The sequence below is a fragment of the Streptomyces sp. NPDC031554 genome, assembly GCF_055580685.1.
Genome location: NZ_JBVIKX010000001.1, coordinates 62,076 through 88,139, shown reverse-complemented (window position 1 = coordinate 88,139; position 26,064 = coordinate 62,076). Strand labels below are relative to the sequence as shown.

General features: G+C 73.2%; 15 protein-coding genes and 1 pseudogene. 12 read left to right on the top strand and 4 right to left on the bottom strand.

Annotated features, from left to right (window positions below; genetic code table 11):
* Positions 1–52 precede the first annotated feature (52 nt).
* On the bottom strand, positions 53–2,515 hold the full coding sequence (locus tag ACZ5FU_RS00325; protein WP_469044014.1) for an ATP/GTP-binding protein: 2,463 nt from the start codon (positions 2,513–2,515) through the stop codon (positions 53–55).
* Positions 2,516–2,781: 266 nt separating this feature from the next.
* On the opposite strand from ACZ5FU_RS00325, the gene gabT reads away from it, so the two are divergent.
* From gabT to ACZ5FU_RS00305, 4 genes and pseudogenes are all read left to right on the top strand, one after another.
* Positions 2,782–4,116, top strand: coding sequence for a 4-aminobutyrate--2-oxoglutarate transaminase (gabT, locus tag ACZ5FU_RS00320; protein WP_451526339.1), 1,335 nt, complete (start codon positions 2,782–2,784; stop codon positions 4,114–4,116).
* Between the two features lie 179 nt (positions 4,117–4,295).
* Positions 4,296–4,510, top strand: a pseudogene (locus ACZ5FU_RS00315) (phosphatase PAP2 family protein); the annotation flags it as partial.
* A 158-nt stretch (positions 4,511–4,668) separates the two neighbouring features.
* A complete protein-coding gene (locus ACZ5FU_RS00310) occupies positions 4,669–5,337 on the top strand; it encodes a phosphatase PAP2 family protein (RefSeq protein ID WP_469044012.1) in 669 nt (222 codons plus the stop codon).
* 172 nt (positions 5,338–5,509) lie between these two features.
* Positions 5,510–6,973, top strand: coding sequence for an aldehyde dehydrogenase family protein (locus ACZ5FU_RS00305; protein WP_469044010.1), 1,464 nt, complete (start codon positions 5,510–5,512; stop codon positions 6,971–6,973).
* Positions 6,974–7,049: 76 nt separating this feature from the next.
* Here the strand turns inward: ACZ5FU_RS00305 and ACZ5FU_RS00300 are convergent, their stop codons facing one another.
* A complete protein-coding gene (locus ACZ5FU_RS00300; protein WP_469044008.1) occupies positions 7,050–9,911 on the bottom strand; it encodes a glycoside hydrolase family 3 C-terminal domain-containing protein in 2,862 nt (953 codons plus the stop codon).
* A gap of 384 nt (positions 9,912–10,295) precedes the next feature.
* On the opposite strand from ACZ5FU_RS00300, the gene ACZ5FU_RS00295 reads away from it, so the two are divergent.
* The 7 genes from ACZ5FU_RS00295 to ACZ5FU_RS00265 all read left to right on the top strand — a co-directional run bounded on the left by ACZ5FU_RS00295 (position 10,296) and on the right by ACZ5FU_RS00265 (position 21,437).
* Complete coding sequence (locus tag ACZ5FU_RS00295; protein ID WP_451526343.1) at positions 10,296–11,999, top strand: extracellular solute-binding protein; 1,704 nt, start codon at positions 10,296–10,298, stop codon at positions 11,997–11,999.
* Positions 12,000–12,026: 27 nt separating this feature from the next.
* On the top strand, positions 12,027–13,061 hold the full coding sequence (locus ACZ5FU_RS00290) for an ABC transporter permease (RefSeq protein WP_451526344.1): 1,035 nt from the start codon (positions 12,027–12,029) through the stop codon (positions 13,059–13,061).
* Between the two features lie 5 nt (positions 13,062–13,066).
* Positions 13,067–14,023, top strand: coding sequence for a carbohydrate ABC transporter permease (locus tag ACZ5FU_RS00285; protein WP_451526345.1), 957 nt, complete (start codon positions 13,067–13,069; stop codon positions 14,021–14,023).
* Positions 14,024–14,273: 250 nt separating this feature from the next.
* Positions 14,274–16,520, top strand: a complete 2,247-nt coding sequence (locus ACZ5FU_RS00280) for a 1,4-beta-glucanase (protein WP_469044006.1) — start codon at positions 14,274–14,276, stop codon at positions 16,518–16,520.
* Positions 16,520–18,487, top strand: coding sequence for a beta-galactosidase (locus tag ACZ5FU_RS00275; RefSeq protein ID WP_451526347.1), 1,968 nt, complete (start codon positions 16,520–16,522; stop codon positions 18,485–18,487). Before ACZ5FU_RS00280 ends, ACZ5FU_RS00275 begins: the two co-directional genes overlap by 1 nt.
* The gene (locus ACZ5FU_RS00270; protein WP_451526348.1) at positions 18,484–20,676 is read left to right on the top strand and encodes a glycosyl hydrolase family 95 catalytic domain-containing protein; all 2,193 of its coding nucleotides are present in this window, start codon (positions 18,484–18,486) and stop codon (positions 20,674–20,676) included. Before ACZ5FU_RS00275 ends, ACZ5FU_RS00270 begins: the two co-directional genes overlap by 4 nt.
* Before the next feature lie 47 nt (positions 20,677–20,723).
* Complete coding sequence (locus ACZ5FU_RS00265; RefSeq protein WP_451526349.1) at positions 20,724–21,437, top strand: glycoside hydrolase family 12 protein; 714 nt, start codon at positions 20,724–20,726, stop codon at positions 21,435–21,437.
* Positions 21,438–21,545: 108 nt separating this feature from the next.
* Here ACZ5FU_RS00265 and ACZ5FU_RS00260 read toward each other — a convergent pair whose 3' ends face one another.
* Together ACZ5FU_RS00260 and ACZ5FU_RS00255 are read right to left on the bottom strand one after the other, a co-directional pair.
* Positions 21,546–23,594 carry a glycoside hydrolase family 31 protein gene (locus ACZ5FU_RS00260; RefSeq protein WP_451526350.1) on the bottom strand — a complete coding sequence of 683 codons (2,049 nt, stop codon included), beginning with the start codon at positions 23,592–23,594 and terminating at the stop codon, positions 21,546–21,548.
* Between the two features lie 292 nt (positions 23,595–23,886).
* Positions 23,887–24,936, bottom strand: coding sequence for a LacI family DNA-binding transcriptional regulator (locus ACZ5FU_RS00255; protein ID WP_451526351.1), 1,050 nt, complete (start codon positions 24,934–24,936; stop codon positions 23,887–23,889).
* A 245-nt stretch (positions 24,937–25,181) separates the two neighbouring features.
* On the opposite strand from ACZ5FU_RS00255, the gene ACZ5FU_RS00250 reads away from it, so the two are divergent.
* A complete protein-coding gene (locus ACZ5FU_RS00250; protein ID WP_469044004.1) occupies positions 25,182–25,991 on the top strand; it encodes a GH12 family glycosyl hydrolase domain-containing protein in 810 nt (269 codons plus the stop codon).
* Positions 25,992–26,064 lie beyond the last annotated feature (73 nt).

Sequence of the window (26,064 nt, the reverse complement as noted above, 5' to 3'; positions counted from 1 at the left end):
TGAAGCGGCCATGTCGATTCTGCCTCACTGGAGGGGTGCCCCGCGCCTCGTCTCAGCCGCGCAGATCCACCAGCAGCGGCGGCGCGTGCTCGCCCCCGACGGTGGTCAGGGACAGCACCGCGTGCCCGGGCGGCACCTCGTGCGCCAGCTGCGACGCCGACCACCGCTCCCGCTCCACCTCGCGCACGGTCACCGCGTCCGTGGTCACGGCCTTGCCGGTGACCAGCTTGCGCAGGGCGTGGATGGCCCGGGTCATCGGCTGGTCGGCGAAGACGGTGTGCCGGGCGACCTCCGTCGTCTCCACCCACTCGGTGCCCCAGGTCTGCGCGAACCGGCTGCCGTCCCAGGTGGTGATCCCGCAGAACGCCATCCGGCAGCCGACGGCCCCGTACAGCGGACCGTGCAGGGCCTCGGGCACGTCGGCGACCGTGCGCAGCGACAGCAGCACCCCCGCGTTCTGCGAGCGCAGCCGCTGGATCCGGCGCACCGACCCGGCGGTCACCGTGCCCGTCGCGTCGTCGAGGACCAGGGCGGCGAAGTGCGCGCGCCCCGCCTCCCGCACGACCGCGTGGAACTGGGCGAGGACCAGCCGGGTGATCAGCCGGCCGGCCTCCTCGTGGCCGCGCTCGGGCAGATCCACGCGCACCCGCAGCGGATGGTGGGCGACGGCCCGCAGGGAGAACGCCCGGTGCGGACCGCCCCGCGTCCCGCCGTCCGTGTCGCTCCCGCCGAGGAAACCGGCGAGGGCCGGCCGGTTCAGCAGGGCCAGCCGGTCGGCGAGGGCCCGGCCCGGGTCGCCGGGCGCGCCCGCCTGCCGGACGCGCGCGTCCAGCTCGCGGCGCATGACCTCGTCCCCGGCCACGGCCTCGCGCAGTGCGGACAGCTCCGCCGGCCCGCCCTCCAGCAGCTCGCGCAGGACCGGCAGCGCGGGGAAGCGTCCGTGCACGGCCCGATAGGGGCCGAGGAGCTGGGCGAGGGCGGTGGCCGCGCCCTGGGCGCTCACCGTGTCGAGGTCGCCCACCAGCGCCTCGGCGAGGACGGCGGCGGCCTCGTCGGCGTCGTCGGACCCGGCGTAGGGGTCGAGGTCGTGCACCGACGCGGGGTCCCCGATCCGGACGATCACGTCGAAGGCGGCGTCGGAGGCGAGCGGGCTCCCGGCCGAGGAGACGGCCACGAGCGCGCACGACCCGGTGAGCGCCTGCAGGGCCAGCGCCTCGACGACCGGTTCCACCAGCGTCCGCGTCTTGCCCGAGCCGGACGGGCCGACCGCGAGCAGCGAGGTGCCCAGCACGTCCGGGCCGAGCGCGGCGCCCGCGTCGCGGTAGGCCGCCGGGGCACGCTCGGCCGCCACCCACCGCCCGATGCGCACCTGGTGCGCGAGCAGGTCGTGGCGCCCGGTGCGCCGCGGCAGGTCTCGGGAGCCGGAGGGGTGGGTCCAGGCGGCCCCGGCCTGCCGCAGCACGGTCTCCCGGAAGTCCGCACGGCCCGTCGTCCACGCGCGGGTGACGCGCGCGCAGTCGACGTCGTTCATCCGCCCGGCCGCGACCTCGGCGGTCAGCACGTCGGCCGCCTCGTGCTGCCCGGCGTGCCGCAGCTGCGGCCACTCGGCACGCGGCCGCTCGACGGGAACGGGTGCGTGGGGACCGGCGGCCGCGCGCCGGGCGGCGAGCCGTTCCCTCAGGTACGGCCACCAGCCGCCGAGCCGCGCGAACGGCCACACCACGAGCAGGGTGATCACGGCGTACAGCGTGTCGGTGAACAGCCGGGAGGCGAACAGGTCGTAGCCGCCGGCGATCAGGGCGACGAGGGAGAACAGCGGGTCGACGACGGGCAGCGCGTCCCAGCCCACCCCCGGGAAGGCGCTCGGGAACACGAAGCTCAGCGCGACCAGGGCGCCCAGCAGCGCGAGCAGCGCCCGCGCGGGCTGCGGCCGGCGGCCGACGAAGTGGCGCACGACGTCGGCCCAGCTCCCCAGCCGCCCCATGGCGTACACCAGGACGGCGAAGAAGGCGCCGTCGTACACCACCCGGGCCTCGGCGCCCTCCATGGTCTTCGGGGAGGCGAGCGTGCCGCCCCACCACCAGTCGTCCGGGGTGAACAGCCGCAACGGCGCGAACTGGTACGGCAGGCCGCCCCGGCGCCACAGCGACCACAGCACCAGCGCCACCACCAGCGGGACGAGCAGACCGACGACGGTGACGGGCGCGAGCCGCTCGGCCGCCGGCGTGTCCTTCGGCGGCCGGTGGCCGAACCGCCAGATGCCCGGCCGGGCGGCGGGGCGGGACTCGTTCAGCCACGCCGCGGCCGCGGAGAGGGCTCGGGCGCCCGGCCCGCCGGGGTGCGGCACCGACGGCTCGCCCGCGGGCAGCGGCGGAGCACCGGCGGGCAGCGGCGGAGCCTCGCCCGGCCGGGGCGGCACACCGGGAGGGCCGGCCGGCCGCTCCGGCGGCACCGCCGGGCGCGGCACGGGATGCGCGTGCGTGCCCCGCGGGTCCTGCGTCCCGTCGCCGTCCATCGCCCTTGCCCCCCGACCAGCCGCTCCGTCCACCGTCGCCGGTCAATCTAACGCCCCCGCCCGGGGAGTTCACCGCTCACGCGGCCGGGCGTCGGCACCGGGCCCTGGGGCGGCTATGTCCACGACGGACAACGGACGCCGCCGACAACGCCCACATGGAGCATGCCCGCACCCCCCTTCCCGGCCTAACCTGCGAGAAAAGGACCCGTGCGTCCGTGGAGACGCACCCCGGTACGCCCGGTACGCAAGACCATCAGGGAGCCCCCATGACCGCACTTCCGCAGGAGCGCCGCGTCGTCACCGCCATCCCCGGCCCGAAGTCGCAGGAGCTTCAGGCCCGCCGCGTCGCCGCGGTCGCGCAGGGCGTGGGCTCCGTGCTGCCGGTGTTCACCGCGCGCGCGGGCGGCGGCGTCATCGAGGACGTCGACGGCAACCGTCTGATCGACTTCGGCTCCGGCATCGCGGTGACCAGCGTCGGCGCCTCCGCCGAGGCCGTCGTGCGCCGGGCCGCCGCGCAGCTCGCCGACTTCACCCACACCTGTTTCATGGTCACCCCCTACGAGGGCTACGTCGAGGTCGCCGAGGCCCTCGCCGAGCTGACCCCGGGCGACCACGCCAAGAAGTCCGCGCTGTTCAACAGCGGTGCCGAGGCCGTCGAGAACGCCGTCAAGATCGCCCGTGCGTACACCAAGCGGCAGGCCGTCGTCGTCTTCGACCACGGCTACCACGGCCGCACCAACCTGACGATGGCGCTGACCGCGAAGAACATGCCGTACAAGCACGGCTTCGGCCCGTTCGCGCCCGAGGTCTACCGGGTGCCGGTGGCCTACGGCTACCGCTGGCCGACCGGTGCCGAGAACGCCGGCCCCGAGGCCGCCGCCCAGGCGATCGACCAGATCTCCAAGCAGGTCGGCGCGGACAACGTGGCCGCGATCATCATCGAGCCGGTGCTCGGCGAGGGCGGCTTCATCGAGCCGGCGAAGGGCTTCCTGCCCGCGATCCGCCGGTTCGCCGCCGACAACGGCATCGTCTTCGTCGCCGACGAGATCCAGTCCGGCTTCTGCCGCACCGGCCAGTGGTTCGCCTGCGAGGACGAGGGCATCGTCCCCGACCTGATCACCACCGCCAAGGGCATCGCGGGCGGTCTGCCGCTCGCCGCCGTCACCGGCCGCGCCGAGATCATGGACGCCGCCCACGCGGGCGGCCTCGGCGGCACCTACGGCGGCAACCCGGTCGCCTGCGCCGGCGCGCTCGGCTCCATCGAGACGATGAAGGAGCTGGACCTCAACGCGAGGGCGAAGCGGATCGAGGAGGTCATGAAGGGCCGCCTGACCGCCATGCAGGAGAAGTTCGACATCATCGGCGACGTGCGGGGCCGCGGCGCGATGATCGCCGTCGAGCTGGTCAAGGACCGCACGACGAAGGAGCCGGCCCCCGAGGCGACCGCCGCGCTCGCCAAGGCCTGCCACCAGGAGGGTCTGCTGGTCCTGACCTGCGGCACCTACGGCAACGTGCTGCGCTTCCTGCCGCCGCTGGTGATCGGCGAGGACCTGCTGAACGAGGGCCTCGACATCATCGAGCAGGCCTTCGCCGGCGTCTGAGCGGGCCGCCGCCCGCATCCGGGCGGTCCCGCCCGCATCCCGGGCGGCCCCCGTGCGTCCGGTCCGGGAGCCAGGGAGATCGCGGGCCGGGCAGAGCGTGTGAAGAAGGTGTGCGAGGTGGATGGCGGGAGGGGGATCCGCCTGTCGTCCCGCCGGTCGCTGTCGTAGGTTCTTCCCAGATGAGAGATACACCCCGCCCACAGGGGACTGTGGGCGGTCCCGGGACGGGGCCTCCCCAGCCTCGACCCGGTCGTGCCTCGCGCACACCACCGGAGCTTCCCGCTGCGGATCTCCTCACCGATCGGACGGTCGCCCGCCCCAAACCCCCCGGGGCGCGCGGCATCCCGATCCGGTCGGCCACCTCGGAACCATCCCCCCCGTTCCGGGGTGGCCGACCTCCTTCTCGGACAGAGACCCTTCGGAGACAGGCCCTTCGGGCACCGGCCCCGAGCGCGGACCCCGGTCCACGCCCGGGGTCCTCTTCCTGTTCCCTCCCGGGTCCGGCGGCCGGGGGCGAACCGGGACGCCGCCCGTCCTGACAAGCTGGGCCCCATGTCGACCCGCTCCCGCCCGGAGGCCGAGGGCGCCGCCGCGCCACCGGCCCCCGCACGCGCCGCCCGGGGCACGCTGCTGTTCGGCCTGCCCGCGCTCCTGCTGGCCCTGATCACCTGGCAGGTCGCCGCCGACGGGCCCCTGCTGGACCTGGACGCACGGCTGAGCCGGGCCCTCGTCCACCCCGACCGGCCCGCCGAGCTGCTGGCCGACCTGGGCAACGCGCAGGTCGCGGTGCCGGTGCTGGTGCTGGTCGCCGGGTGCGCGGCCCTGTGGGCGCGGTCCGCGGGCGTGCCGCGGTGGTGGCTGCCCTCCCTCGCCGGGGCGGCGCTGATGGTGCTGGTGCCGCTGATCGTCGTACCGCTGAAGGTGTGGACGGACCGGCCGGGCACGCCCGCCGTGCCGCCGGCCACCGGCTACTACCCCTCCGGGCACACCGCGACGGCGGCCGTGGCCTACGGGGCGGCCGTGCTCGTCCTGCTGCCCCGGCTCGGCTCCCGGCCGGTGCGCCGGGCGGCCGCCGCCACGGCCGTCGTCCTGGTCGCGGCCGTCTCCTTCGGCCTGGTGCGGCGGGGCTACCACTGGCCCCTGGACGTGGTGGCGAGCTGGTGCCTGGGCGTGCTGCTGCTGGGGGCGCTGTGGCTGGTCCTGCGGCGGATCGCGCGGTGAGCCGCCGCCGGACCGTCGTCGGACCGCCGTCGGGTCGCGGCCGACCTCGCCAAAGCGGCGCACCCCCGGCCGCCACCACTACGAGTCGGACAAGCGACCCCGTGCCCCCGCGCCCCTACCGTGGATCAGGAAAAGCCAGCACACCCCATCACGCGGAAGGGCCGGGACTCACATGCCCCAGGAAAAGAATGCGGGGGTCACTCACGCCTTCTGGCTCGCCGGCCGCCAGGTCACCGGCGAGGACAGCTTCGACGTCACCTCCCCGTGGGACGGCCGTCTCGTCGGCAGGGTCAGCGTGCCGACCGACGCGCAGGTCGAGGAGGCCGTGGCCGCCGCGTACGCCGTGCGGGACGGGTTCGCCGCCACCCCGGCGCACGTCCGTGCCGCCGCCCTCGACCACGTCGGCAGGCGGCTCGCCGAGCGCACCGAGGAGATCGCCCGGCTGATCTCCGGCGAGAACGGCAAGCCGGTCAAGTGGGCGCGCGGCGAGGTCGGCCGGGCGGTGTCGGTGTTCCGGTTCGCCGCCGAGGAGGCCCGCCGGTTCAACGGCGGCGAGGCCCAGCGGCTCGACACCGACGCGGGCGGCCAGGGCCGCCTGGCCCTCACCCGGCGCTTCCCCAAGGGGGTCGTGCTCGGCATCGCGCCGTTCAACTTCCCGCTGAACCTGTGCGCCCACAAGGTCGCCCCGGCGATCGCCGCCGGTGTGCCGATCATCCTGAAGCCGGCCCCGGCCACCCCGCTGTCCGGCCTGATCCTCGGTGAGCTGCTCGCCGAGACCGGCCTGCCCGCCGGCTCCTGGAGCGTCCTGCCGGTCTCCAACGACCGCATGCCCGCCCTCGTCCAGGACGAGCGGCTGCCGGTGATCTCCTTCACCGGCTCCGAGAAGGTCGGCTACGCGATCATGGACTCGGTGCCGCGCAAGCACTGCACCCTGGAGCTGGGCGGCAACGGCGCGGCCGTCGTCCTCGGCGACTTCGCGAGCGACGCCGACCTGGAGTGGGCCGCGACCCGCATCGCCACCTTCTCCAACTACCAGGGCGGCCAGTCCTGCATCTCGGTGCAGCGGGTCATCGCCGACGCCTCCGTGTACGACCGGCTGCTGCCGCGCATCGTCGCCGCCGTCGAGGCCCAGGTCACCGGTGACCCCTCCGACGACCGCACCGACGTCGGCCCGCTGGTCAGCGAGGACGCGGCCAAGCGCGTCGAGACCTGGGTGGACGAGGCGGTCGCGGCGGGGGCCACCCTCCTCACGGGCGGCAAGCGCGAGGGCGCCTCCTACGCGCCGACCGTCCTCACCGACGTGCCGGCGGACACCACCCTCGCCCGCGAGGAGGTCTTCGGACCGGTCCTCACGGTGACGAGGGCGGATGGCGAGGCCGAGGCCTTCGCCGCCGTCAACGACTCCAAGTACGGCCTCCAGGCGGGCGTGTTCACGCACGACCTCCAGGCCGCCTTCCGCGCCCACCGGGCGCTGGAGGTCGGCGGCGTGGTCATCGGCGACGTGCCCTCCTACCGCGCCGACCAGATGCCGTACGGCGGCGCCAAGCAGTCCGGGGTGGGCCGCGAGGGCGTGCGGTTCGCGATGGACGACTACACCTACGAGCGCGTGCTGGTCCTCACCGGTCTCGCCCTCTGACGTGCTCAGGAAGCCCTGACGTGTCCCGGAAGGGGCCCGGCACCGATGCCCTTCGGCGCCGGGCCCCTTCGTCGCGTCAGCCGTCCCCGGACCCTCGACCGGAGAAGCCGACGAGCGCGAGCCGTAGCGGGCCGCGCAGTCCGATGCGCAGGTCGTGGACGCCCGCGGCGGTGAAGGGGGCGTCCAGCGTGGTGTAGGCGTACGGTCCCGGCGTGGGCGTGCCGAGGGTCAGGGTCACCGGCGGCCCGTCGGCCGCCGCGATCTCCACCGTGCCCCCGCCCGCCACCTCCAGCGTGACCCCCGTGACACCGGCGCCGAAGTCGCAGGAGCGGTAGAGCAGTTCGGCCCGGCCGCCGGCCGCGGGCGTCACCGCGTCGCCCGACACCTTCGTCCGGTCCACGATCTCCGCGCCGCTGTGCTCGTCGAAGTCGACGGCGGCCAGCCCGTCGCGCAGGACCGGCCTGGGGGCGGCCGCGTCACCGTCCAGCGTCACCGTCGTGCGCAGCCGCACGTCCTCGCTGGACGCGCCGACCAGCAGGTCGTACGCCCCGGCCTCGCGGCGCAGGCCGCCCCGCGCCACGTCCCAGAACGCGAAGGCGGACAGCGGGACCTCGAAGGACAGCTCCGCGCGGGCACCGGGCGCCAGCGTGACCCGGCGGTGGGCCAGCAGCTCGCGCCGGGGACGGGGGACCGAGGGGTCCACCGCCCGTGCGTAGAGCTGGGCGACCTCGTCGGCGCCCACCTCGCCGGTGTTGGTCACCGTGAAGGAGACCCGCACCGTCTCCCCGTCCACCCGCGCCGTCAGGCCGGCGTACCCGAAGGACGCGTACGACAGGCCGTGCCCGAACGGGAAGAGGGGGTCGCCCTCGAAGTAGAGGTAGGTCTGGCGGGCGCCGATCACGTCGTAGTCCAGCAGGTCGGGCAGGTCCGCGTCGTCCGCGTACCAGGTCTGCGGGAGCCGGCCGGCGGGGGAGACGTCGCCGGCCAGCACCCGGGCCAGGGCGGTGCCCCCGGCCTGCCCGCCGTGCGCCGTCCACAGCACCGCGGACAGGTTCTCCGGCTCGACCGCGTACGGGTAGGCCGACACCAGCGCCAGCACCGTGCGCGGGTTCACGGTCCGGGCGGCCGTCAGCAGCCGCTCCTGGTGGGCGGGCAGCCGCAGGGTCGTACGGTCCTCGGTCTCGCGGCCGTTGACGTGCGGGTCGTTGCCCGCCACCACCACGACCACGTCCGCCCCGGCCGCCGCCCGCGCCACCGCCTTCTCGCCGTGCTCGACGACGACCAGGCCGAACACCTCGGGGTCCCCGTCGCCGGCGTCGGCAACCTTCACGCCGTCGGCGGCGACCCGGAGGTGGCGACCCGTGCCGAGATGCCGCAGGAGGTGACCGTCGCCGTGGGGTTCCAGACGGAACGTCTCCTGCACGACCCAGCCGCCGGGCTGCTCCGCGGAGGCGCGCAGGAAGCCGTCCTCGGCGACCGAGAGGTAGCGGCCGTCGGGGGCGCGCAGGGTGAGCACGTCCTCGCCCCAGTCGACCAGGGCCAGTTCGGTGCCGGCGGGGCCGGCGGTGAGCGGGGGGAGGTCGGTGCGGCCCGCGAGCAGCGCCGGGTCGAGGGCGCCCTCGGCGCCGCGCTGCTCGTCGTCGGCGCCGGGGGCGTCCGGCACGGTGAGGAACGTCCCGGCGGCGGTCCGCAGCAGGACCCGGTCCACCCCCTCCGCGAACTCCACCCGCTCCGTGCCGAACCGCTCGTACAGCCCCTCCAGGGGAGTGGAGCGGTGGATCAGGGTGCCGCTGTACCAGTCGAGCTTGCACTCGTCGGCGAGCAGGCCGACGACCGCGATCCGGGTGTCCGCGGCCAGCGGCAGCACACCGTCGTTGCGCAGCAGCACCACCGCCTGCTCGGCGGCCTCCAGGGCGAGGGCGCGGTGGGCCGGGGTGTCGAACGCGCCGGTGTCCGCGTGCGGGTCCGCGTGCGGGTCGAACTCGCCCAGCCGGAACCGCACCGAGAGCTGGCGGCGGACCGCCGCGTCGATGTCCGCCTCGGCCAGCAGCCCCCGCTCGTACGCGCCCGTGACCCGCTCGACGATCTTCGAGCCGTCGGTGCCGTGGTCGGTGAAGCTGTCCACGCCCGCGGTCAGCGAGGCCGCCGTCGCCTCCTCGTGGGTGTCGAAGTAGTGCTCGGAGTCGACCAGGTTGGAGGGCGCGCCCGCGTCCGAGCAGACCAGCAGCTCCTGCTCGGTCCAGGTCCGCAGCTGCTCCCGCAGGTACGGCGACACGTGGTTGGGACGCCCGTTGACCAGGTTGTACGCGGGCATCACCCCGGCCACCGCGCCCGCCTCGACCGTGTCGCGGAAGGCCCGCAGGTCGTACTCGTGCAGCACGCGCGGGCGGACCGAGGAGGAGGTGACGTCCCGGCCCGTCTCGTTGTTGTGGGCCAGCCAGTGCTTGAGCACGGGGGCCGTGCGCCAGTAGACCGGATGGTCGCCGCGCAGGCCGTGCGTGTAGGCGGTGGCGATGGCGGAGGTCAGCCGCGGGTCCTCGGAGTAGCCCTCCTCGTTGCGGCCCCACAGGGGGTGGCGCAGCAGGTTCACCGTGGGCGACCAGACGTTGAGGCCGACGCGCTCGTCGCGGGCACGCATCGCGCGGACCTCCCGGGACACCGCCTCGCCCACCCGCCGCACCAGGTCCTCGTTCCAGGTCGCGCCCAGCCCGACGGCCTGCGGGAACACCGTCGCCGGACCCATCCAGGCCACTCCGTGCAGCGCCTCCTGGCCGGTGCGGAACGCCCCGATGCCGAGCCGCTGCACGGCGGGCGCGAACTGGTGCAGGAAGGAGATCTTCTCCTGGAGGGTCAGGCGCGACAGCAGATCGTCGATGCGCTTCGCGAACGGCAGGCGCGAATCGCGGAACGGCGGGGCGGGCGGCGTGGATGCGGTCACGTGGGGTTCCCTTTGCGATGGAGCGGGAAGACGCTTTCGAAGCGCTTCGATGCTCATTCGGCGCCGGGGTGGGTGTCAAGAGTCCGCACGGTAATGACGGGGACTCATGGGCGTCATTTCAAGCCGGGCGCGAGGGCGATCCCCTCCCGGACGGCTCGGAGGAATCTTGGGAACCACCCTTGTGCGCCCCCATGCCTTCACTTAACCTCACTGCAACATCGAAGCGCTTCGACGATCCTTCGACAGTGCGGAGCCGCCGCCGTGAGGCGGGCGGACCTCCGCCGACCGGGCGACCGGGGCGCTTCAGCTCAGCCAGTTCCACTCGAGACACCGCAGCCGACGGCCACCGCCGGGTGTCCTGGTGCGCCATGAAGGGTTGACGCAATGACGCCGAACGCCGCTTCCCCCTCCTCCGGTCCTTCCGGACCCAGCCGGAGAAGCTTCCTCGCCTCCACGGCGGTCGCCACAGCGGCAGTGGCCGGAGGGATGCCGCTGCTCGCCGCCTGCGGCGGTTCGGAGAGCGGCTCGCGCGACGGCACCACCTCGGGCAAGGACGCCAAGAAGATCCTGCCGACCTTCGTCGCCGGCAGCGTGGTGACGCCCGACATCCCCTCCAAGAACGGCTCCTCGGTCGGCTTCACCTCCAAGCTCGACCTCGCGGGCCTGAAGACCTCGGTGCCGAAGAAGCTCGGCAAGGGCGGCAAGGTCACCGTGATGTCGCCGTTCTGGGGATCGCCGCCGAAGGGCGACAACCCCTACTACACGGCGATGAACGACCTCACCGGCGTCGACGTCGTCTGGCAGAACCAGGACGGCAACACCTACGACCAGAAGCTCGGCGCCGTGCTCGCCTCCAGCGACGTGCCCGACGTCGTGGTCGTCCCCGGCTGGAACATGGGCGGCAAGATACCCAGCGCCATCCTCAGCAAGTTCGCCGACCTGGGCCCCTACCTGTCCGGCGACAAGGTCAAGGAGTACCCGAACCTCGCGGCGATCCCGACCGACGCCTGGCAGCGGTCGATCTTCGGCGGCAAGCTGCGCGGCCTGCCGATGCCGTCGTCGTACGTGGCGAACATCGTGCCCTTCTACCGCAAGGACGTCTTCGACAGGGAGGGCTACACGGTCCCGACGACGACGGACGAGTTCACCGCCCTCGCCAAGGAGATCACCAACGCCAAGGCCAAGGTGTGGGCCTGCGGCGACATGAAGTGGACCGCGTTCAACAGCTTCGGCGTGCCCTCCGGCGGGGAGAAGCCCCTCGGCTGGATCGTCCAGGACGGCAAGCTGGTCAACCGCATCGAGCTGGACTCCTACCTCGAGGCGCTGGAGTGGACCCGCAAGCTGTTCGCCGCCGGGTACGTGCACCCCGACTTCAAGCTGGGCAAGAGCCAGGCCGTCGACCCGAGCACCAAGTTCGCCGCCGGCGAGTTCCTCATCTACAACAACGACATCTCCAGCTGGTACGGGCAGCAGGCCTCGCAGGCCACCCAGAACCCCGACTTCCGGATCTGGGGCATGGACATCTTCGGCCACGGCGGCGCCGACCCGGTCATCTACGCCACCCAGCCCGCCAACATCTTCGCCTTCGTCAACAAGAAGGCCTCCGAGGCGGTGATCCGCGACGTGCTGGCCGTCGCCAACGCCACCGCCGCCCCGTACGGCACCAAGGAGTACATGCTCACCAACTACGGGGTGGAGGGCACGCACTACACCGTCAAGGACGGGGTGCCCGTCAAGAACGACAAGGGCAACCAGGAGGTCATCAACGCCTTCGTGATGATCGCGAGCCCGGCGTCGACCATCGCCCACCCCGACTTCCCGGACATCGCCAAGGGCCAGGTCGAGTGGCAGCAGCGGATGGGCGCCTTCACCAAGAAGTCGGCCTTCTACGGCATGCAGATCACCGAGCCCAGCCGCTGGACCAACCTGTCCAACGACTTCGAGCAGCTGGAGGACGACATCGTCCGCGGCCGCAAGAAGATCGGCGACATGCAGGCCGCCGTCTCCGACTGGAAGAAGAAGGGCGGCGACCAGCTCCGCGACTGGTACCAGAAGCTGCTCGACGACAACGGCGCGGCGGCGGGCTGACCCGGAACCGAGGCGAGGAGAACGGCCGTGTCCCACAGCACGGTGCCTCGGAGCAGGACCGAGGCCGACGAGACGGACAGGACCCCCGCGGCGTCCGGCGAAACCACCGGTGCCGTCAAGGGCCGGCCCCCGGGCAGGCTGAGCCTGCGCATCAGGTTCCGGCGCGACCGCGTCCTGCTGCTGATGACGCTGCCCGCGGTCGCCCTGATCCTGGTCTTCAACTACGTGCCGATCCTCGGCAACGTGGTCGCCTTCCAGGACTACGACCCCTACATCAGCGACAACGGGGTCGTCTCCATCCTGCACAGCCCCTGGGTGGGCCTGGAGAACTTCCAGCGCCTCTTCGAGGACCCGGACTTCTGGAGCGCGGTCCAGAACACCCTCGTGCTGTTCCTCCTCCAGCTGGTGCTGTACTTCCCGATCCCGATCGGGCTCGCGCTGCTCATCAACAGCGTGGTCCGGCCCCGGGTGCGGGCGGTGTCGCAGGCCATCCTCTACCTGCCGCACTTCTTCTCGTGGGTGCTGGTCATCGCCGTGTTCCAGCAGCTGTTCGGCGGCGCGGGGATCCTCTCCCAGCTGCTGCGGCAGCACGGGTACGACGGCATCGACATCATGACCGACCCGGAGACCTTCAAGTTCCTCATCACCGCGCAGAGCGTCTGGAAGGACGCCGGCTGGGGCATCATCGTCTTCCTCGCCGCCCTGGCCTCGGTCAACCCGGACCTGTACGAGGCCGCCGCGATGGACGGCGCCAACCGCTGGCGCCGCATGTGGCACGTCACCCTGCCCGCCCTGCGGCCGGTCATCGCCCTGCTGCTGGTGCTCCGGGTCGGCGACGCCCTCACCGTCGGGTTCGAACAGATCCTGCTGCAACGCGACGCGGTGGGACCGGGGGCGTCGGAGGTCCTCGACACCTTCGTGTGGTGGAACGGCGTCCGCAACCAGGACTTCGGCTACGCGGCCGCCGCCGGCCTGATCAAGGGCGTCATCAGCCTCGGCCTCGTGCTCGTGGCGAACAAGGTGGCCCATCTCATGGGCGAGCAGGGGGTGTACAAGAAGTGAGCATCGTGACGGACAAGCCCGCGACCGGCGCATCCGCGACCGACGGGGCCGCGCGCCCACCGGGCCGGTGGGCCGCCCCGCCGCGGCCCGTGTGGGAGGAGGAGCCCAGCAGGGCCGGCCTCGCCGGCAAGGGCATCGCCCTGGGCTTCGCCTGCCTCGCCATCGTCTTCCCGCTGTGGATCGTCCTCGTCACCAGTCTGTCCTCGCGGAAGACCATCGACGAGGCCGGCGGCCTGGTGATGATCCCGAAGGAGATCACCTTCGTCGCCTACCGCGAACTCCTCAGCGGCGGCCAGGTCACCCGCGCCGCGGTCGTCAGCGTCCTGATCACCGTCGTCGGCACGGCGTTCTCGATGACGGTGTCCGTGCTGTGCGCCTACGGCCTGTCCCGCTCGGGGTCGCTCGCCCACCGCTGGATCCTGATGACCCTGCTGGCGACCATGTTCTTCAGCGCCGGACTGATCCCGACCTACCTGCTGGTGCAGTCCCTGGGCCTGACGGACACCTACCTCGCGCTGATCCTGCCGAGCGCGATCAGCGTCTTCAACATCCTGGTCCTGCGCGGCTTCTTCATGGGGATCTCGCAGGAACTCGTCGACAGCGCGCGGATCGACGGGGCGGGCGACTTCCGCATCCTCTGGCAGATCGTCATGCCGCTGTCGCGGGCCGTCCTCGCGGTGATCACGCTGTTCTACGCCGTCGGCTACTGGAGCGCCTGGTTCAACGCCTCGCTCTACCTCAACGACCAGGACATGATGCCGCTCCAGAACGTCATGATCCAGCTGGTGCAGAAGCAGGAGGCGCCGGTCGGGATGGGGCAGGCCATCAAGACGGGCCAGCTGTCGGCGCTGGCCGTGCAGATGGCGGTCATGGTGATGGCCCTGCTGCCGGTGGCGGTGCTGTCCCCGTTCGTCCAGAAACACTTCAAGAAGGGGATGCTGACGGGCGCGGTGAAGGGCTGAGAGCGGCTCCGCCGGCCTTACGGATCACCAGGCCTTACGGATCACTCGGCCGTACGAGGCACTCGCCCGTACGAGGACTCAGCCGTACGAGGCACCCGGCCGGCCGCCGCCCGCGCCTCCCGGCGGCCGGGGGGCGCGGTTCCCCGTGCCCCCCGGGTGGGTCCCCCTCACCCCCGTCCGCCGACCCCGGACGCCCGTCGCACGCCCCACCCGCACCCCGGACCGTCCCCGAGCCCCCGCGAGGTCACCCATGTCCGCCGTTCCCCACTCCGGCCCCTCCCGCCGCACCGTCCTCGCCGGGACGGCGGCCGCGGCGGCCCTCACCGCCGCTCCCGCCCTCCAGGGCCGCGCCCACGCCGCGCGAGCGGAACAGGACGCCGGGGCCCGGCGGCCCGGCGCCCCCGCCTACCGCTGGCGCACCGCCGTCGTCGGCGGCACCGGCTTCGTGACGGGCGTCCTCTTCCACCCCGCCGTCCGGGGCCTGGCCTACGCCCGCACCGACATCGGCGGCGCCTACCGGTGGGACGACCGCGCCGCCCGCTGGACCCCCCTCACCGACCACCTCGGCTGGGACGACTGGAACCTCCTCGGCGTGGAGGCCCTCGCCGTCGACCCGGCCCACCCCGACCGCCTCTACCTGGCCCTCGGCACCTACGCCCAGTCCTGGGCCGGCAACGGCGCGGTCCTGCGCTCCGAGGACCGCGGCGCCACCTGGACCCGCACCGACCTCACCGTCAAGCTCGGCGCCAACGAGGACGGCCGGGGCACGGGCGAGCGCCTCCTGGTGGACCCGCGCGACAGCGACACCCTCTGGCTGGGGACCCGGCACGACGGACTCCTGAAGTCCACGGACCGCGGTGCCACCTGGAAGGCGGCGGACGCCTTCCCGGCGGCCGCGAGCCCCACCGGGCAGGGCGTCACCCTCCTCGTCGCGGCCGGCCGCACCCTCTACGCCGGCTGGGGCGACTCCGACGGCACGACGCCCAACCTCTTCCGCACCGCCGACGGCACCACCTGGGAGCCCGTCCCCGGACAGCCCGCCGGCACCGCCGCGAAGGTCCCGGTCCGGGCCGCGTACGACCGGCACGCGCGCGAGCTGTACGTGACGTACGCCGACGCCCCCGGCCCCAACGGCCAGTCCGACGGCAGCGTGCACAAGTTGGCCACGGCGAGCGGCCGCTGGACCGAGGTCACCCCGGTGAGGCCCGGCGGCACCACGAGCGACGGTTCGGCCGACCGCTTCGGCTACGGCGGGGCCGCCGTGGACGCCCGCCGCCCCGGCACCGTCGTGGTCTCCACCAACAACCGCTGGGCGGCGGTCGACACCCTGTACCGCAGCACCGACGGCGGCCGCACCTGGACCTCTCTCAAGGACACCGCCGTCCTCGACGTGTCGGAGACCCCCTACCTGAAGTGGGGTGAGGAACGCCCCAAGTTCGGCTGGTGGATCCAGACCGTCGCCGTCGACCCGTACGACTCGCGGAACCTCGTGTACGGCACCGGCGCGACCCTCTACGGCACCCGGGACCTGAAGCACTGGGCCCCGCGGATCCGCGGCCTGGAGGAGACGTCCGTGCGCCACCTGATCTCGCCCCCGGCCGGGCGGGCGCATCTGATCAGCGGCTGCGGGGACATCGGCGTGCTGTACCACGACCGGCTCACCGCCTCGCCCCCGCGCGGCATGGCCACGAACCCCGTCTTCGGCACGGCCACCGGACTGGCGCTGGCCGCGGCCAGACCCTCGTACGTCGTGCGCACCGGCTGGGGCGACCACGGCAACGGCGCCCACTCCGACGACGGCGGGCGGACCTGGACGCCCTTCGCGTCCCAGCCCGCCCTCGGCAAGGACGCGCCGGGGCCGATCGCCGTCAACACCGACGGCAGCGTGCTGCTGTGGGTGTTCGTGCACTGGGACGGCACCAGGTACCCCGCCCACCGCTCCACCGACAACGGCGCCGGCTGGTCCGAGGTCCCCTCCTTCCCCAAGGGCGCCACCCCGGTCGCCGACCCGGCCGACCCCACGCGCTTCTACGCCTACGACACCGACACCGGGACGCTCTTCGCCAGCACAGACGGCGGCCTGACCTTCGCCCCGCGCGCGAGCGGACTGCCCGCGGGCGACAGCCAGTTCGAGCTGGTCGCGGCACCCGGCCGGTCCGGCGACCTGTGGCTGAGCACCAAGGGGAACGGGCTCCACCGGTCCACGGACGGCGGCACGAGCTTCTCGGAGGTCGCCGGCCCCCGGGCCGCGTACACCCTCGGCTTCGGCAAGGCGGCCGACGGCGCCGCCTACCCGGCCCTCTACCTGGTCGGGGCCGTCGAGGAGATCACCGCCGTGTACCGCTCCGACGACGAGGCGGGGAGCTGGGTGCGGATCAACGACGACGCCCACCAGTGGGGCTGGACCGGCGAGACGATCACCGGTGACCCACGGGTGTACGGCCGGGTCTACCTCGCCACCAACGGGCGCGGCATCCAGTACGGGGAGCCCGTCTGATGCCCGGCCTGGACACCGTGACGAACGGCCGCATCCTCTTCGGCGGCGACTACAACCCCGAGCAGTGGCCCGAGGAGACGTGGCAGGAGGACGTCCGGCTGATGAAGGACGCCGGCGTCAACTCCGTCACCCTCGGCGTCTTCTCCTGGTCGAAGATCGAACCGCGCCCGGGAGCGCGGGAGTTCGGCTGGCTGGACCGGCTCATGGACCTGATGCACGCGCACGGCGTCGGGGTCGTCCTGGCCACCCCGACCGCCTCACCGCCGCCCTGGGTGGGCCACCTCCACCCGGACACGCTCCCCGTCGACGAGGACGGGCGCACCGAGTGGTGGGGCGGACGCCAGCACTTCTCGCACTCCAGCGCCACCTACCGCCGCCTCGCCGCCGCCGTCACCGAGGACCTCGCCGCCCGCTACGGCGGCCACCCGGCCCTGACCATGTGGCACATCAACAACGAGTACTGCACCTACGACTGGGGCGACGAGGCCGCCGCCCGCTTCCGCCACTGGCTCCGGACCCGCTACGGCACCCTCGACGCCCTCAACGAGGCCTGGGGGACCGCCTTCTGGAGCCAGGGCTACGGCGACTGGGCCGAGATCCACACACCCCGCCGCACCCACTACCTGAAGAACCCCACCCAGGTGCTGGACTTCAAGCGGTTCACCTCCGACATGCTCCTGGAGTGCTGCACCGCCGAACGGGACATCGTCCGCAAGGCCACCCCGCACCTCCCCGTGACCAGCAACTTCATGCCGCTGTGGGCCGGCCAGGACGCCTGGCGCTGGGCTGAGGAGGAGGACGTCGTCTCCGTCGACCTCTACCCCGACCCGCGCGACCCGCTCGGCGCCCAGCACGGCGCACTCGTCCAGGACATGACCCGCTCGCAGGCCCGCGGCCCCTGGATGCTGATGGAGCAGGCGGCCGGACCCGTCGACTGGCGCGACGTGAACCACCCCAAGCCGCGCGGCCTCAACCGCCTCTGGTCCCTGCAGGCCGTCGCCCGCGGCGCCGACGCCGTCTGCTACTTCCAGTGGCGCCAGTCCCGCCAGGGCGCGGAGAAGTTCCACTCCGGCATGGTCGGCCACGCGGGGGAGGAGGGGCGCACCTTCCAGGAGGTCAAGCGGCTCGGCGCCGAACTCGCCCGGATCTCCCCACGGGTGGCCGGCCGGCACAGCGTGAACGACATCGCGGTCCTGCACGACTGGCACGCCTGGTGGGCGAGTTCCCAGCAGAGCCGGCCCTCCGCGCACGTCGAGCACGCAGCCGTCCTGCGCGCCTGGCACCGCGCCCTGTGGGAGTCCCACCTCACCACCGACTTCGCCCACCCCGAACACGACCTCGGCCGGTACAGGCTGGTCGTCGTCCCGCAGCTCTACCTCCTCACCGACGCCGCGATCGACAACCTCCTCGGCTACGTCCGCGGCGGCGGCACCCTCGTCAGCGGCTTCCTGACCGGCGTCGCCGACGAGGACGACCGGGTCCGCCCCGGCGGGATGGACGCCCGGCTGCGCGAGCTGTTCGGCATCCGCACCCTGCACGAGTGGTGGCCGCTGGACCCCGCCGAGCACGTCGTGTGCGACGGCTTCCGCGGCACCCTGTGGTCGGAGGAGATCGACAGCACCGACGACGCCGTGGTGGAGGCCTCCTACCGGGGCGGCGAGCTCGACGGCCTGCCCGCCGTGCTCCGCAAGGACCGCGCCTGGTACGTCTCGACGCTTCCCGAACCCGACTCCCTGCGCGCACTGCTCGCCCGCGTCGCGGCCGGCGCGGGGGCCGCCCCGGTGCTCGCCGGCCTGCCCGCCGGGGTGGAGGCCGTCCGCCGCGGCGACCTGCTGTTCCTGCTCCACCACGGGCGCGGCTCCGTGACCGTCGAGGTGCCGGGAACCCACCGGGACCTCCTGACCGACACCGAGGTGACGGACCGCGTCACCCTCGGCCGCCACGGCGTCGCGGTGCTGGCGTCATGACCGCCGGCCCCGTCCACGGCACCTGGGAGCCGCGCCCGGCCGCCCGCTGGGAGGACGGCTTCCTCAGCGGCAACGGCCACCACGGCGCCCTCGTGTTCGGCGACCCGGACGACGACCGCGTCGTCGTCACCCACCACACCCTCGTCCGCCCCAACGGCGCCGAACACGCCGAACCCCCGCACCTCGCCGCCGAACTCCCCGCCCTCCAGGACCGCCTGCTCGCCGGGGACCTCACGGCGGCCGAGGACTTCACCGACGGACGGCCCCTGCAATGGGTGCAGCCCTTCCACCCCGCCTTCCAGACCCGGATCCGCCGACCGGACGCCGACGCCCGCGACTACCGCCGGCACGTCGACTTCCGCACCGGTGAGGTCACCGCCGCCACCGCCGACTGGACCAGCCGCGTCCTGGTCTCCCGCGCGGACGACGTCGTCGTCCAGCACGTCACCGGCCCGGCCCTCACCCTCGACATCACCCTGGACCACCGGCTCCCGAACGCGCCGGCGCGCCTGGGCGTGGGCCACGGCGCGCTCCTCACCCCGGAGGGCGCCGTCCTCAGCCTCCGCGCCCGCTACCCGGACAGCGACCGCGCCTACACCGGCGTCACCCTCGTCGTGGTGACCGGCGGCCGGCTCTCCCTCGCCGCCCCGGGCACCCGCGTCGAGGGCGCCGACTCCGTCCTGCTCCTCACCCGCGTCCGCCGCCACACCGGTGACCTCGACGTCGCCGAGGAGACCCGCGCCCTGCGCGCCGTCCTCGCCGGACGGACGTACGACGACCTCCGCGACCGCCACACGGCACTGCACCGCACCGCCTACGAGCGGGTCGTCCTCGACCTCGCCGCCGACCCGGACGAACGCGCCCTGCCCGGCTCGCAGCTGCTCGGACGCCCCGGCGGCACGGCGCTCCTGGAACGGCTCTTCGCGGCCGGCCGCTACCACCTGCTCAGCGCGAGCGGCCTCCTGCCGCCCCGCCTCACCGGCCTGTGGACCGGCGACTGGGACACGGCCTGGGCCGGCGCGTTCACCACCGACGCCAACCTCAACCTCCAGACGGCGTCGGCGGCCGCCGCCGCCCTGCCCGAGGTCACCGAGGCCCTCGCCGCCCTCGTCCACGGCCAGCGCGACGACTGGCGGGAGAACGCCCGCGCGATCTTCGGCGCCCGGGGGATCGTCGCCCCGCCGCACACCGACGGCGAGTCGGGACTGACCTACCACTTCAGCCGCGAGTACCCGCTCCACCTGTGGACGGCCGGCGCCGACTGGCTGCTCAAGCCGCTCGTCGACCACGACGAGACCCACGGCGGACACGACCCCCGCACCGCCGCCGCGCTCGCCGAGACCGCCCTGTTCTACGAGGACTTCCTCACCCGCACCGACGCCGACGGGCACCTCGTCGTCGTGCCGTCCTACTCACCGGAGAACCGGCCCGCGGGCGGGAGCTGGGGCGCGGTCAACGCGGCCATGGACCTCTCCGCCGCCCGGCACGCCCTGCGCACCGCCGCCGCCTACCACCCGGACCGCGCGGCCCGCCTGCTGGCCCTCGCCGACCGGCTCCCGCCGCACCGGACCAACGCCGACGGCGCCCTCGCCGAATGGGCCTGGCCCGGCCTCGGCGACACCTACGACCACCGCCACCTCAGTCACCTGTACGCCGTCTGGCCCCTCGACGAGATCAACCCCTACGACACGCCCGCGCTCGCGGCCGCCGCCCACCGCGCGCTCGCACTGCGCGGCGCCGAGAACCACTCCGCGCACGGTCACCTCCACCACGCGCTGATCGCGGCCCGGCTGCGCGACGGCCGGCGCGTCGGCGAGGCGCTCGCCCGGGTGCTGGAGGGCGACTTCTTCCACGTCTCCCTGATGAGCGCCCACTACCCCCGCCGCGACGTCTACAACGCGGACGCCGCCCACACCCTGCCCGCCGTCGTCATCGAGGCGCTCGTCCAGTCGACCCCCGACCGGCTGGTCCTGCTGCCCGCCCCCGTCCCCGCCCTCCCGGCGGGCGAACTGCGGGGCGTACGCACCCGTTTCGGCGCCGATCTCGACCTCTCCTGGGGCCCCGAAGGAGCCCGCGCCGTCCTCCGCCCGCGCCGCACGCACCGCGTCGACGTCCTGACTCCCTCCGGCACGGAGCCGCTCGACCTCGTCGCCGGAGAGGACCACGTCCTCACCCTGGGGACGTGGTAGCTCCCCGCACATCCCCCGCACCTCCCCCCACCCATGGAAGGGACACCATGGCATCTCCCGCCCTCGGCAGGGTCACCAAGGCCCTGCTCGCCCCCGCCCTGGCGCTCGGCGCCACCGTCGGCCTCGCCGCCGCCCCCGCCCAGGCGGCCGTGTGGAGCTCCTGCGACCAGTGGGGCAACACCGGCCTCAACGGCTACACCCTCTACAACAACATCTGGGGCTCCGGCGCCGGCAGTCAGTGCGTCTGGGCCAACTCCGGCACCAACTGGGGTGTCTGGGCGAACCACCCCAACACCGGCGGCATCAAGTCGTACCCGAACTCCAAGAAGGTGATCAACAAGACGATCACCTCGCTGGCCTCCCTCACCAGCAGCTACAAGGTCACCGTCCCGTCGTCCGGCGCCTACAACTCCTCGTACGACATCTGGGACACCGACCACGACTACGAGATCATGCTCTGGGTCAACAAGACCGGAGCCGTCGGCCCCCTCGGCACCTCCCAGGGCAACGTGACGCTGGGCGGTCACACCTGGACCGTCCACAAGGGCAGCAACGGCGCCAACGAGGTGTTCTCGTTCATCCGCACCTCGAACTCGTCGTCCGGCACCGTGAACATCCTGCCCATCCTCAAGTGGATCAAGGACACCAAGGGCTGGATGGGCAACGAGACCATCGGCGACGTCCAGTTCGGCTTCGAGATCACCTCGTCCTCGGGCGGCCTGGACTTCCGGGCCGACAACCTGACGGTGTCCAGCAGCTGACCGGGCGGGGCGGGGCCTCACGGAGCCCGTGAGCGCCCCCGGCCCCACCGCCGCGACGCGGCCGGTCCCTCCTCCCCGGGACCGGCCGCGTCTCTTCGCCCCTCGTGGCTACCCGGCCACGGGCAGCCGCGCCCCGTCCCGCAGGAACAGCGGGATCCGGTCCAACGGGGCGTCGACCGTCACGGCCGAGCCGCCCTCGTACGTCTCACCGGTCCAGGCGTCCGTCCAGCGCGCGCCCGCCGGGAGGTGGACCGTGCGGGTCGTCGCGCCCGCCGTCAGGACCGGGGCGACCAGCAGGTCGCGGCCGAGGAGGTAGGAGTCGTCGACGGACCAGGCCGCCCGGTCGTCGGGGAACTCCAGGAACAGCGGCCGCATCACCGGCAGCCCCTCCTCGTGCGCCTCCCGCATGACGTGGAGCACGTACGGCTTCAGCCGCTCGCGCAGCCGCAGGTACTTCTCCAGGACGGCCCCGGCCTCCTCGCCGTACGACCACACCTCGTTGGGGCCGCCGGTCATCTCCGGGCCCAGTGGCGTGCCCGGGTCGCGGAAGCCGTGCAGGCGCATCAGCGGGGACAGCGCGCCGAACTGGAACCAGCGGACCATCACCTCGCGGTACTCCGGGTCGTCCGGGTCGCCGCCGTGGAAGCCGCCGATGTCGGTGTTCCACCACGGGATGCCCGACAGGGCGGTGTTGAGACCCGCCGCGATCTGCCGGCGCAGGGTCGCGAAGTCGGTGCCGATGTCACCCGACCACAGGGCGGCGCCGTAGCGCTGACTGCCCGCCCACGCCGAGCGGTTGAGGGTGATGATCTCGTCGTCGCCGCAGCCGGACGCGCGCAGGCCCTCGTAGAAGGTCCGGGAGTTCTCGGCCGGGTACAGGTTGCCGACCTCCAGGCCCGGCCCCGCCCAGTACCGCAGGTTCTCCGGGAAGCCCGGCTTCAGCTCCGGCTCGCAGGCGTCCAGCCAGAACGCCGTGATCCCGTACGGCGCCAGGTAGTTGTCGCGTATCCGCGACCACACGAACTCGCGGGCTTCGGGGTTGGTGGCGTCGTAGAAGGCGACCTGGACCGTGGAGGCGACCTCCTTGTCCGGCCAGTCGGCGTGCGCCATCGGGCCGTACTGGGTGCCGATGAAGTAGCCGCGCTGCTCCATCACCGGATGGTTCTCCGACAACGGGGACACCGACGGCCAGACGCTCACCACTAGCTTGACGCCCAGCTCGTCCAGTTCGCGGACCATCGCGGCCGGGTCCGGCCACTCCTTCGGGTCGAACTTCCACTCGCCCAGGTGCGTCCAGTGGAAGAAGTCGCACACGATGACGTCCAGGGGCAGCCCGCGCCGCTTGTACTCCCGTGCCACGGAAAGGAGTTCGTCCTGGGTGCGGTAGCGCAGCTTGCACTGCCAGAAGCCGGCCGCCCACTCCGGCAGCATCGGGGTGCGGCCCGTCACCGCGCTGTAGCGGCGCTGGGCGTCGGCCGGGGTGCCCGCGGTGATCCAGTAGTCGATCTGGCGGGCCGCGTCGGCCACCCAGCGGGTGCCGTTGTGCGCCAGTTCCACCCGGCCGATCGCCGGGTTGTTCCACAGCAGGGTGTAACCCCGGCTGGAGGTGAGCACCGGGATGCCGACCTCGGCGTTGCGCTGGACCAGGTCCAGCACCAGCCCCTTCTGGTCGAGCCGCCCGTGCTGGTGCTGGCCCAGGCCGTAGAGCTTCTCGTCGTCGTAGGCGGCGAACCGCTGCTCCAGCCGGTGGTGGCCGCCTCCGACGGCCGTGTAGAGCCGCGGGCCGGGCCACCAGAAGTGGGCGCGCTCCTCGGCCAGCAGCTCCCGGTCGTCGGCGGTGTCCAGGAACCGGATCAGGCCCTCGGCGTCGACCTCGACGGTCAGCGCGCCGACCGTCAGCCGGCCCCGCCCGTCCTCGATCTTGACCGTGGAGGAGGCCGGCGGCGCCTGGTCGAGCAGCGCGCCGGGCAGGCCGTCGAGGACGGGACCGCCGAGCCGCGCACGGACCCGGACCCCGTCCGGACCCCACGGTTCGACGCGGACGGTCTCCTGGCGGCCGCTCCACTCCAGCGCACCGTCCCGTTCGCGGAAGGTGCCCACGGTGGGAGACGACTGCGCAAGGCTGACCTGGGGCTGGTTTTCGGCAGGCTGATTCACGTGGCGTGCTCCTGTGCTCCTGGAGGAGTGAGTCATGGAGGAGGAAGAGAAACGGGGGGGAGAGGGAGTGGGGGAGGAGGGGGAGGAAGAGACATGGGGGTGCCACGGACGCGGCACCGGGGCGGCTCGTGGACGTCGGGGCGAGCAAAGGCGTGCGGGAGGCGTGCGGGCCGGGCGGGGGCGTGCGGGACCGGACGGACGAACCGGACGGACGAACGGGGCGTGCGGGTCGGACGGGCGTGCGGGGACGTGCGGGTCGGACGGACTGGGCGGAGGCGGTACGGCCGTCCGGTCAGGAAGCGGTCGGCGCGGGGCCCGAACTCGCGCGGACCGTCAGCTCCGGGGCGAGCAGCACCACGTCGTCGTCGCCCCGGCCGTCGAGCTTGGCCACCAGCCGCTCCACGGCCCGCCGCCCCATCTCCTGCGCGGGGATGGCGACCGACGTCAGCCGCACCGACGCCTGCACGGCCACCTGGTCGGGGCAGATGGCGACCACCGACACGTCCTCGGGGACGGCCCGGCCCTGCTGGCGCAGCAGGGCGAGCAGCGGTTCGACCGCCGACTCGTTCTGCACGACGAAACCGGTGGTGCCGGGCCGCTCGTCGAGGATCCGGGCCAGCGTCACCGCCATGGCGTCGTACCCGTTCTCGCAGGGGCGGTGCAGCACGCGCAGGCCCCGTTCCCTCGCACGGGAGCGGAGTCCGTCGAGGGTGCGCTCGGCGAAACCGGTGTGCCGCTCGTACACCGCGGGCGCCTCGCCGATGACGGCGACGTCGTGGTGGCCGAAGCCCGCCAGGTGCTCCACGCACAGCGCGCCGGTCGCGCTCCAGTCGAGGTCCACGCAGGTCAGGCCGGTGGTGTCGGCGGGCAGTCCGATCAGGACGGACGGCTGGTCGTCCCCCGCTCTCGACTTCGCCCGGCCGGGGGCGCCCCCGCCCCGCAGCAGCGGCAGCCGTTCGTCGTCGAGCTGGACGTCCATCAGGATCATCGCGTCGGCGAGCCCGCTGCCGGTGACCCGGCGCACCGTGTCGGGGCCCTCCTCACCGGTGAGCAGCAGGACGTCATAGCCGTACGTGCGCGCCGTGGTGGCGACCGCGATGGCGATCTCCATCATCACCGGCACGTACATGTCGGTGCGCAGCGGGATCATCAGCGCGATGATGTTCGACCGGCTGCTCGCCAGGGCCCGCGCGCCCGCGTTCGGGTGGTAGCCGAGCTGGCGGATGCTCTGCTCCACCCGCTCCCGGGTGGTCGCGGAGATGGACCGCTTGCCGCTGAGGACATAGCTCACCGTGCTCGCCGAGACTCCGGCGTGCTGGGCGACCTCGGCGAGGGTGACCATCCAGCTCTCCAAGATGTGTGAAGCGCTTCGACAGTGCGCAGGGGGAACAGGGGCGGGTGAGGGTGCTTTGACAGTAGCTCTAGCGGGGGTGGGTGTCCATAGGTTGTCGAAGCGCTTCGACAGGGTTTCTCCGAGGTTTCCCCGGCGCGGTCCGGCGGGCCCGATCTCGCGGCCCGCGGCAACCTCGCGGGCCCTCTGCGGCCACTGGGAGGACGTACAGGAACCGTTCCCCGGAAGGACCCCCGATGCAACACCGCAGACCCCGCCTCTCCCGGACGGCGAAGGGCCTCGTCGCCGCCTCGGTCGCGCTCGCGGCCGCGGCCGGCGTCACCGTCGCCCAGGCGGGCGAGTCGAGCAGGAAGTGCGCGGCCTTCGACACCGTCACGCTCGGCAAGTACTACGTGAACAACAACCTCTGGAACCAGGAGAAGGCCGTCGGCAGCCAGTGCGTCTGGGACAACTCCCGGACGGGCTCGACCATCTCCTGGGGGACGTCCTACGACTGGGCCAACAGCGCCACCGGCAAGGACTACGACGTGAAGTCCTATGCCAGCACCGTCCTCGGCTGGCACTGGGGCTGGAAGGTCGACAAGGCGAGCACCGGGCTGCCGATCCGGGTCGGCGACCGCAGGAAGGTGACCGCGAGCTGGGACTTCTCCGTCTCCGCGAACCCCGGCGTCATGAACGTCGCCCACGACCTGTGGCTGCACGACAAGAAGACCGCGGACTGGCAGGACCAGCCCACCGACGAGGTCATGATCTGGCTCAACCGCCAGGGCGGCGCGGGCCCGCTGGGCACCAAGTACGGCAGCGTCAGCCTGGGCGGCACCATGTGGGACCTCTACCGGGGCGACATCGGCTGGAACGTCTACTCCTTCGTCCGCCGCACCAACACCACCAAGGCCACGCTGAACCTCGACGACTTCACCCAGGCACTCGTCCGGCGCAAGCTGCTGAGCAACGACAAGTACGTCTCCGGCATCGAGTCCGGCACCGAGGTCTTCAAGGGAAAGGGCCGTCTGGACACGAAGTCGTACACGGTCACCGTCGGCTGAACGGACGCGCGAGGGGTGGTGGGTCCGTCCCGGATCGGGTACCAACGATCGGGTAGCACCCCTCGGTAACCGA

Coding starts and splice junctions, on each gene's coding strand:
- ACZ5FU_RS00325 (WP_469044014.1), bottom strand. CDS start 2,515: ATGGACGGCGACGGGACGCAGGACCCGCGGGGCACGCACGCGCATCCC.
- ACZ5FU_RS00270 (WP_451526348.1), top strand. CDS start 18,484: ATGACCGCCGGCCCCGTCCACGGCACCTGGGAGCCGCGCCCGGCCGCC.
- ACZ5FU_RS00305 (WP_469044010.1), top strand. CDS start 5,510: ATGCCCCAGGAAAAGAATGCGGGGGTCACTCACGCCTTCTGGCTCGCC.
- ACZ5FU_RS00265 (WP_451526349.1), top strand. CDS start 20,724: ATGGCATCTCCCGCCCTCGGCAGGGTCACCAAGGCCCTGCTCGCCCCC.
- ACZ5FU_RS00280 (WP_469044006.1), top strand. CDS start 14,274: ATGTCCGCCGTTCCCCACTCCGGCCCCTCCCGCCGCACCGTCCTCGCC.
- ACZ5FU_RS00295 (WP_451526343.1), top strand. CDS start 10,296: ATGACGCCGAACGCCGCTTCCCCCTCCTCCGGTCCTTCCGGACCCAGC.
- ACZ5FU_RS00310 (WP_469044012.1), top strand. CDS start 4,669: ATGTCGACCCGCTCCCGCCCGGAGGCCGAGGGCGCCGCCGCGCCACCG.
- ACZ5FU_RS00250 (WP_469044004.1), top strand. CDS start 25,182: ATGCAACACCGCAGACCCCGCCTCTCCCGGACGGCGAAGGGCCTCGTC.
- ACZ5FU_RS00255 (WP_451526351.1), bottom strand. CDS start 24,936: ATGGTCACCCTCGCCGAGGTCGCCCAGCACGCCGGAGTCTCGGCGAGC.
- gabT (WP_451526339.1), top strand. CDS start 2,782: ATGACCGCACTTCCGCAGGAGCGCCGCGTCGTCACCGCCATCCCCGGC.
- ACZ5FU_RS00275 (WP_451526347.1), top strand. CDS start 16,520: ATGCCCGGCCTGGACACCGTGACGAACGGCCGCATCCTCTTCGGCGGC.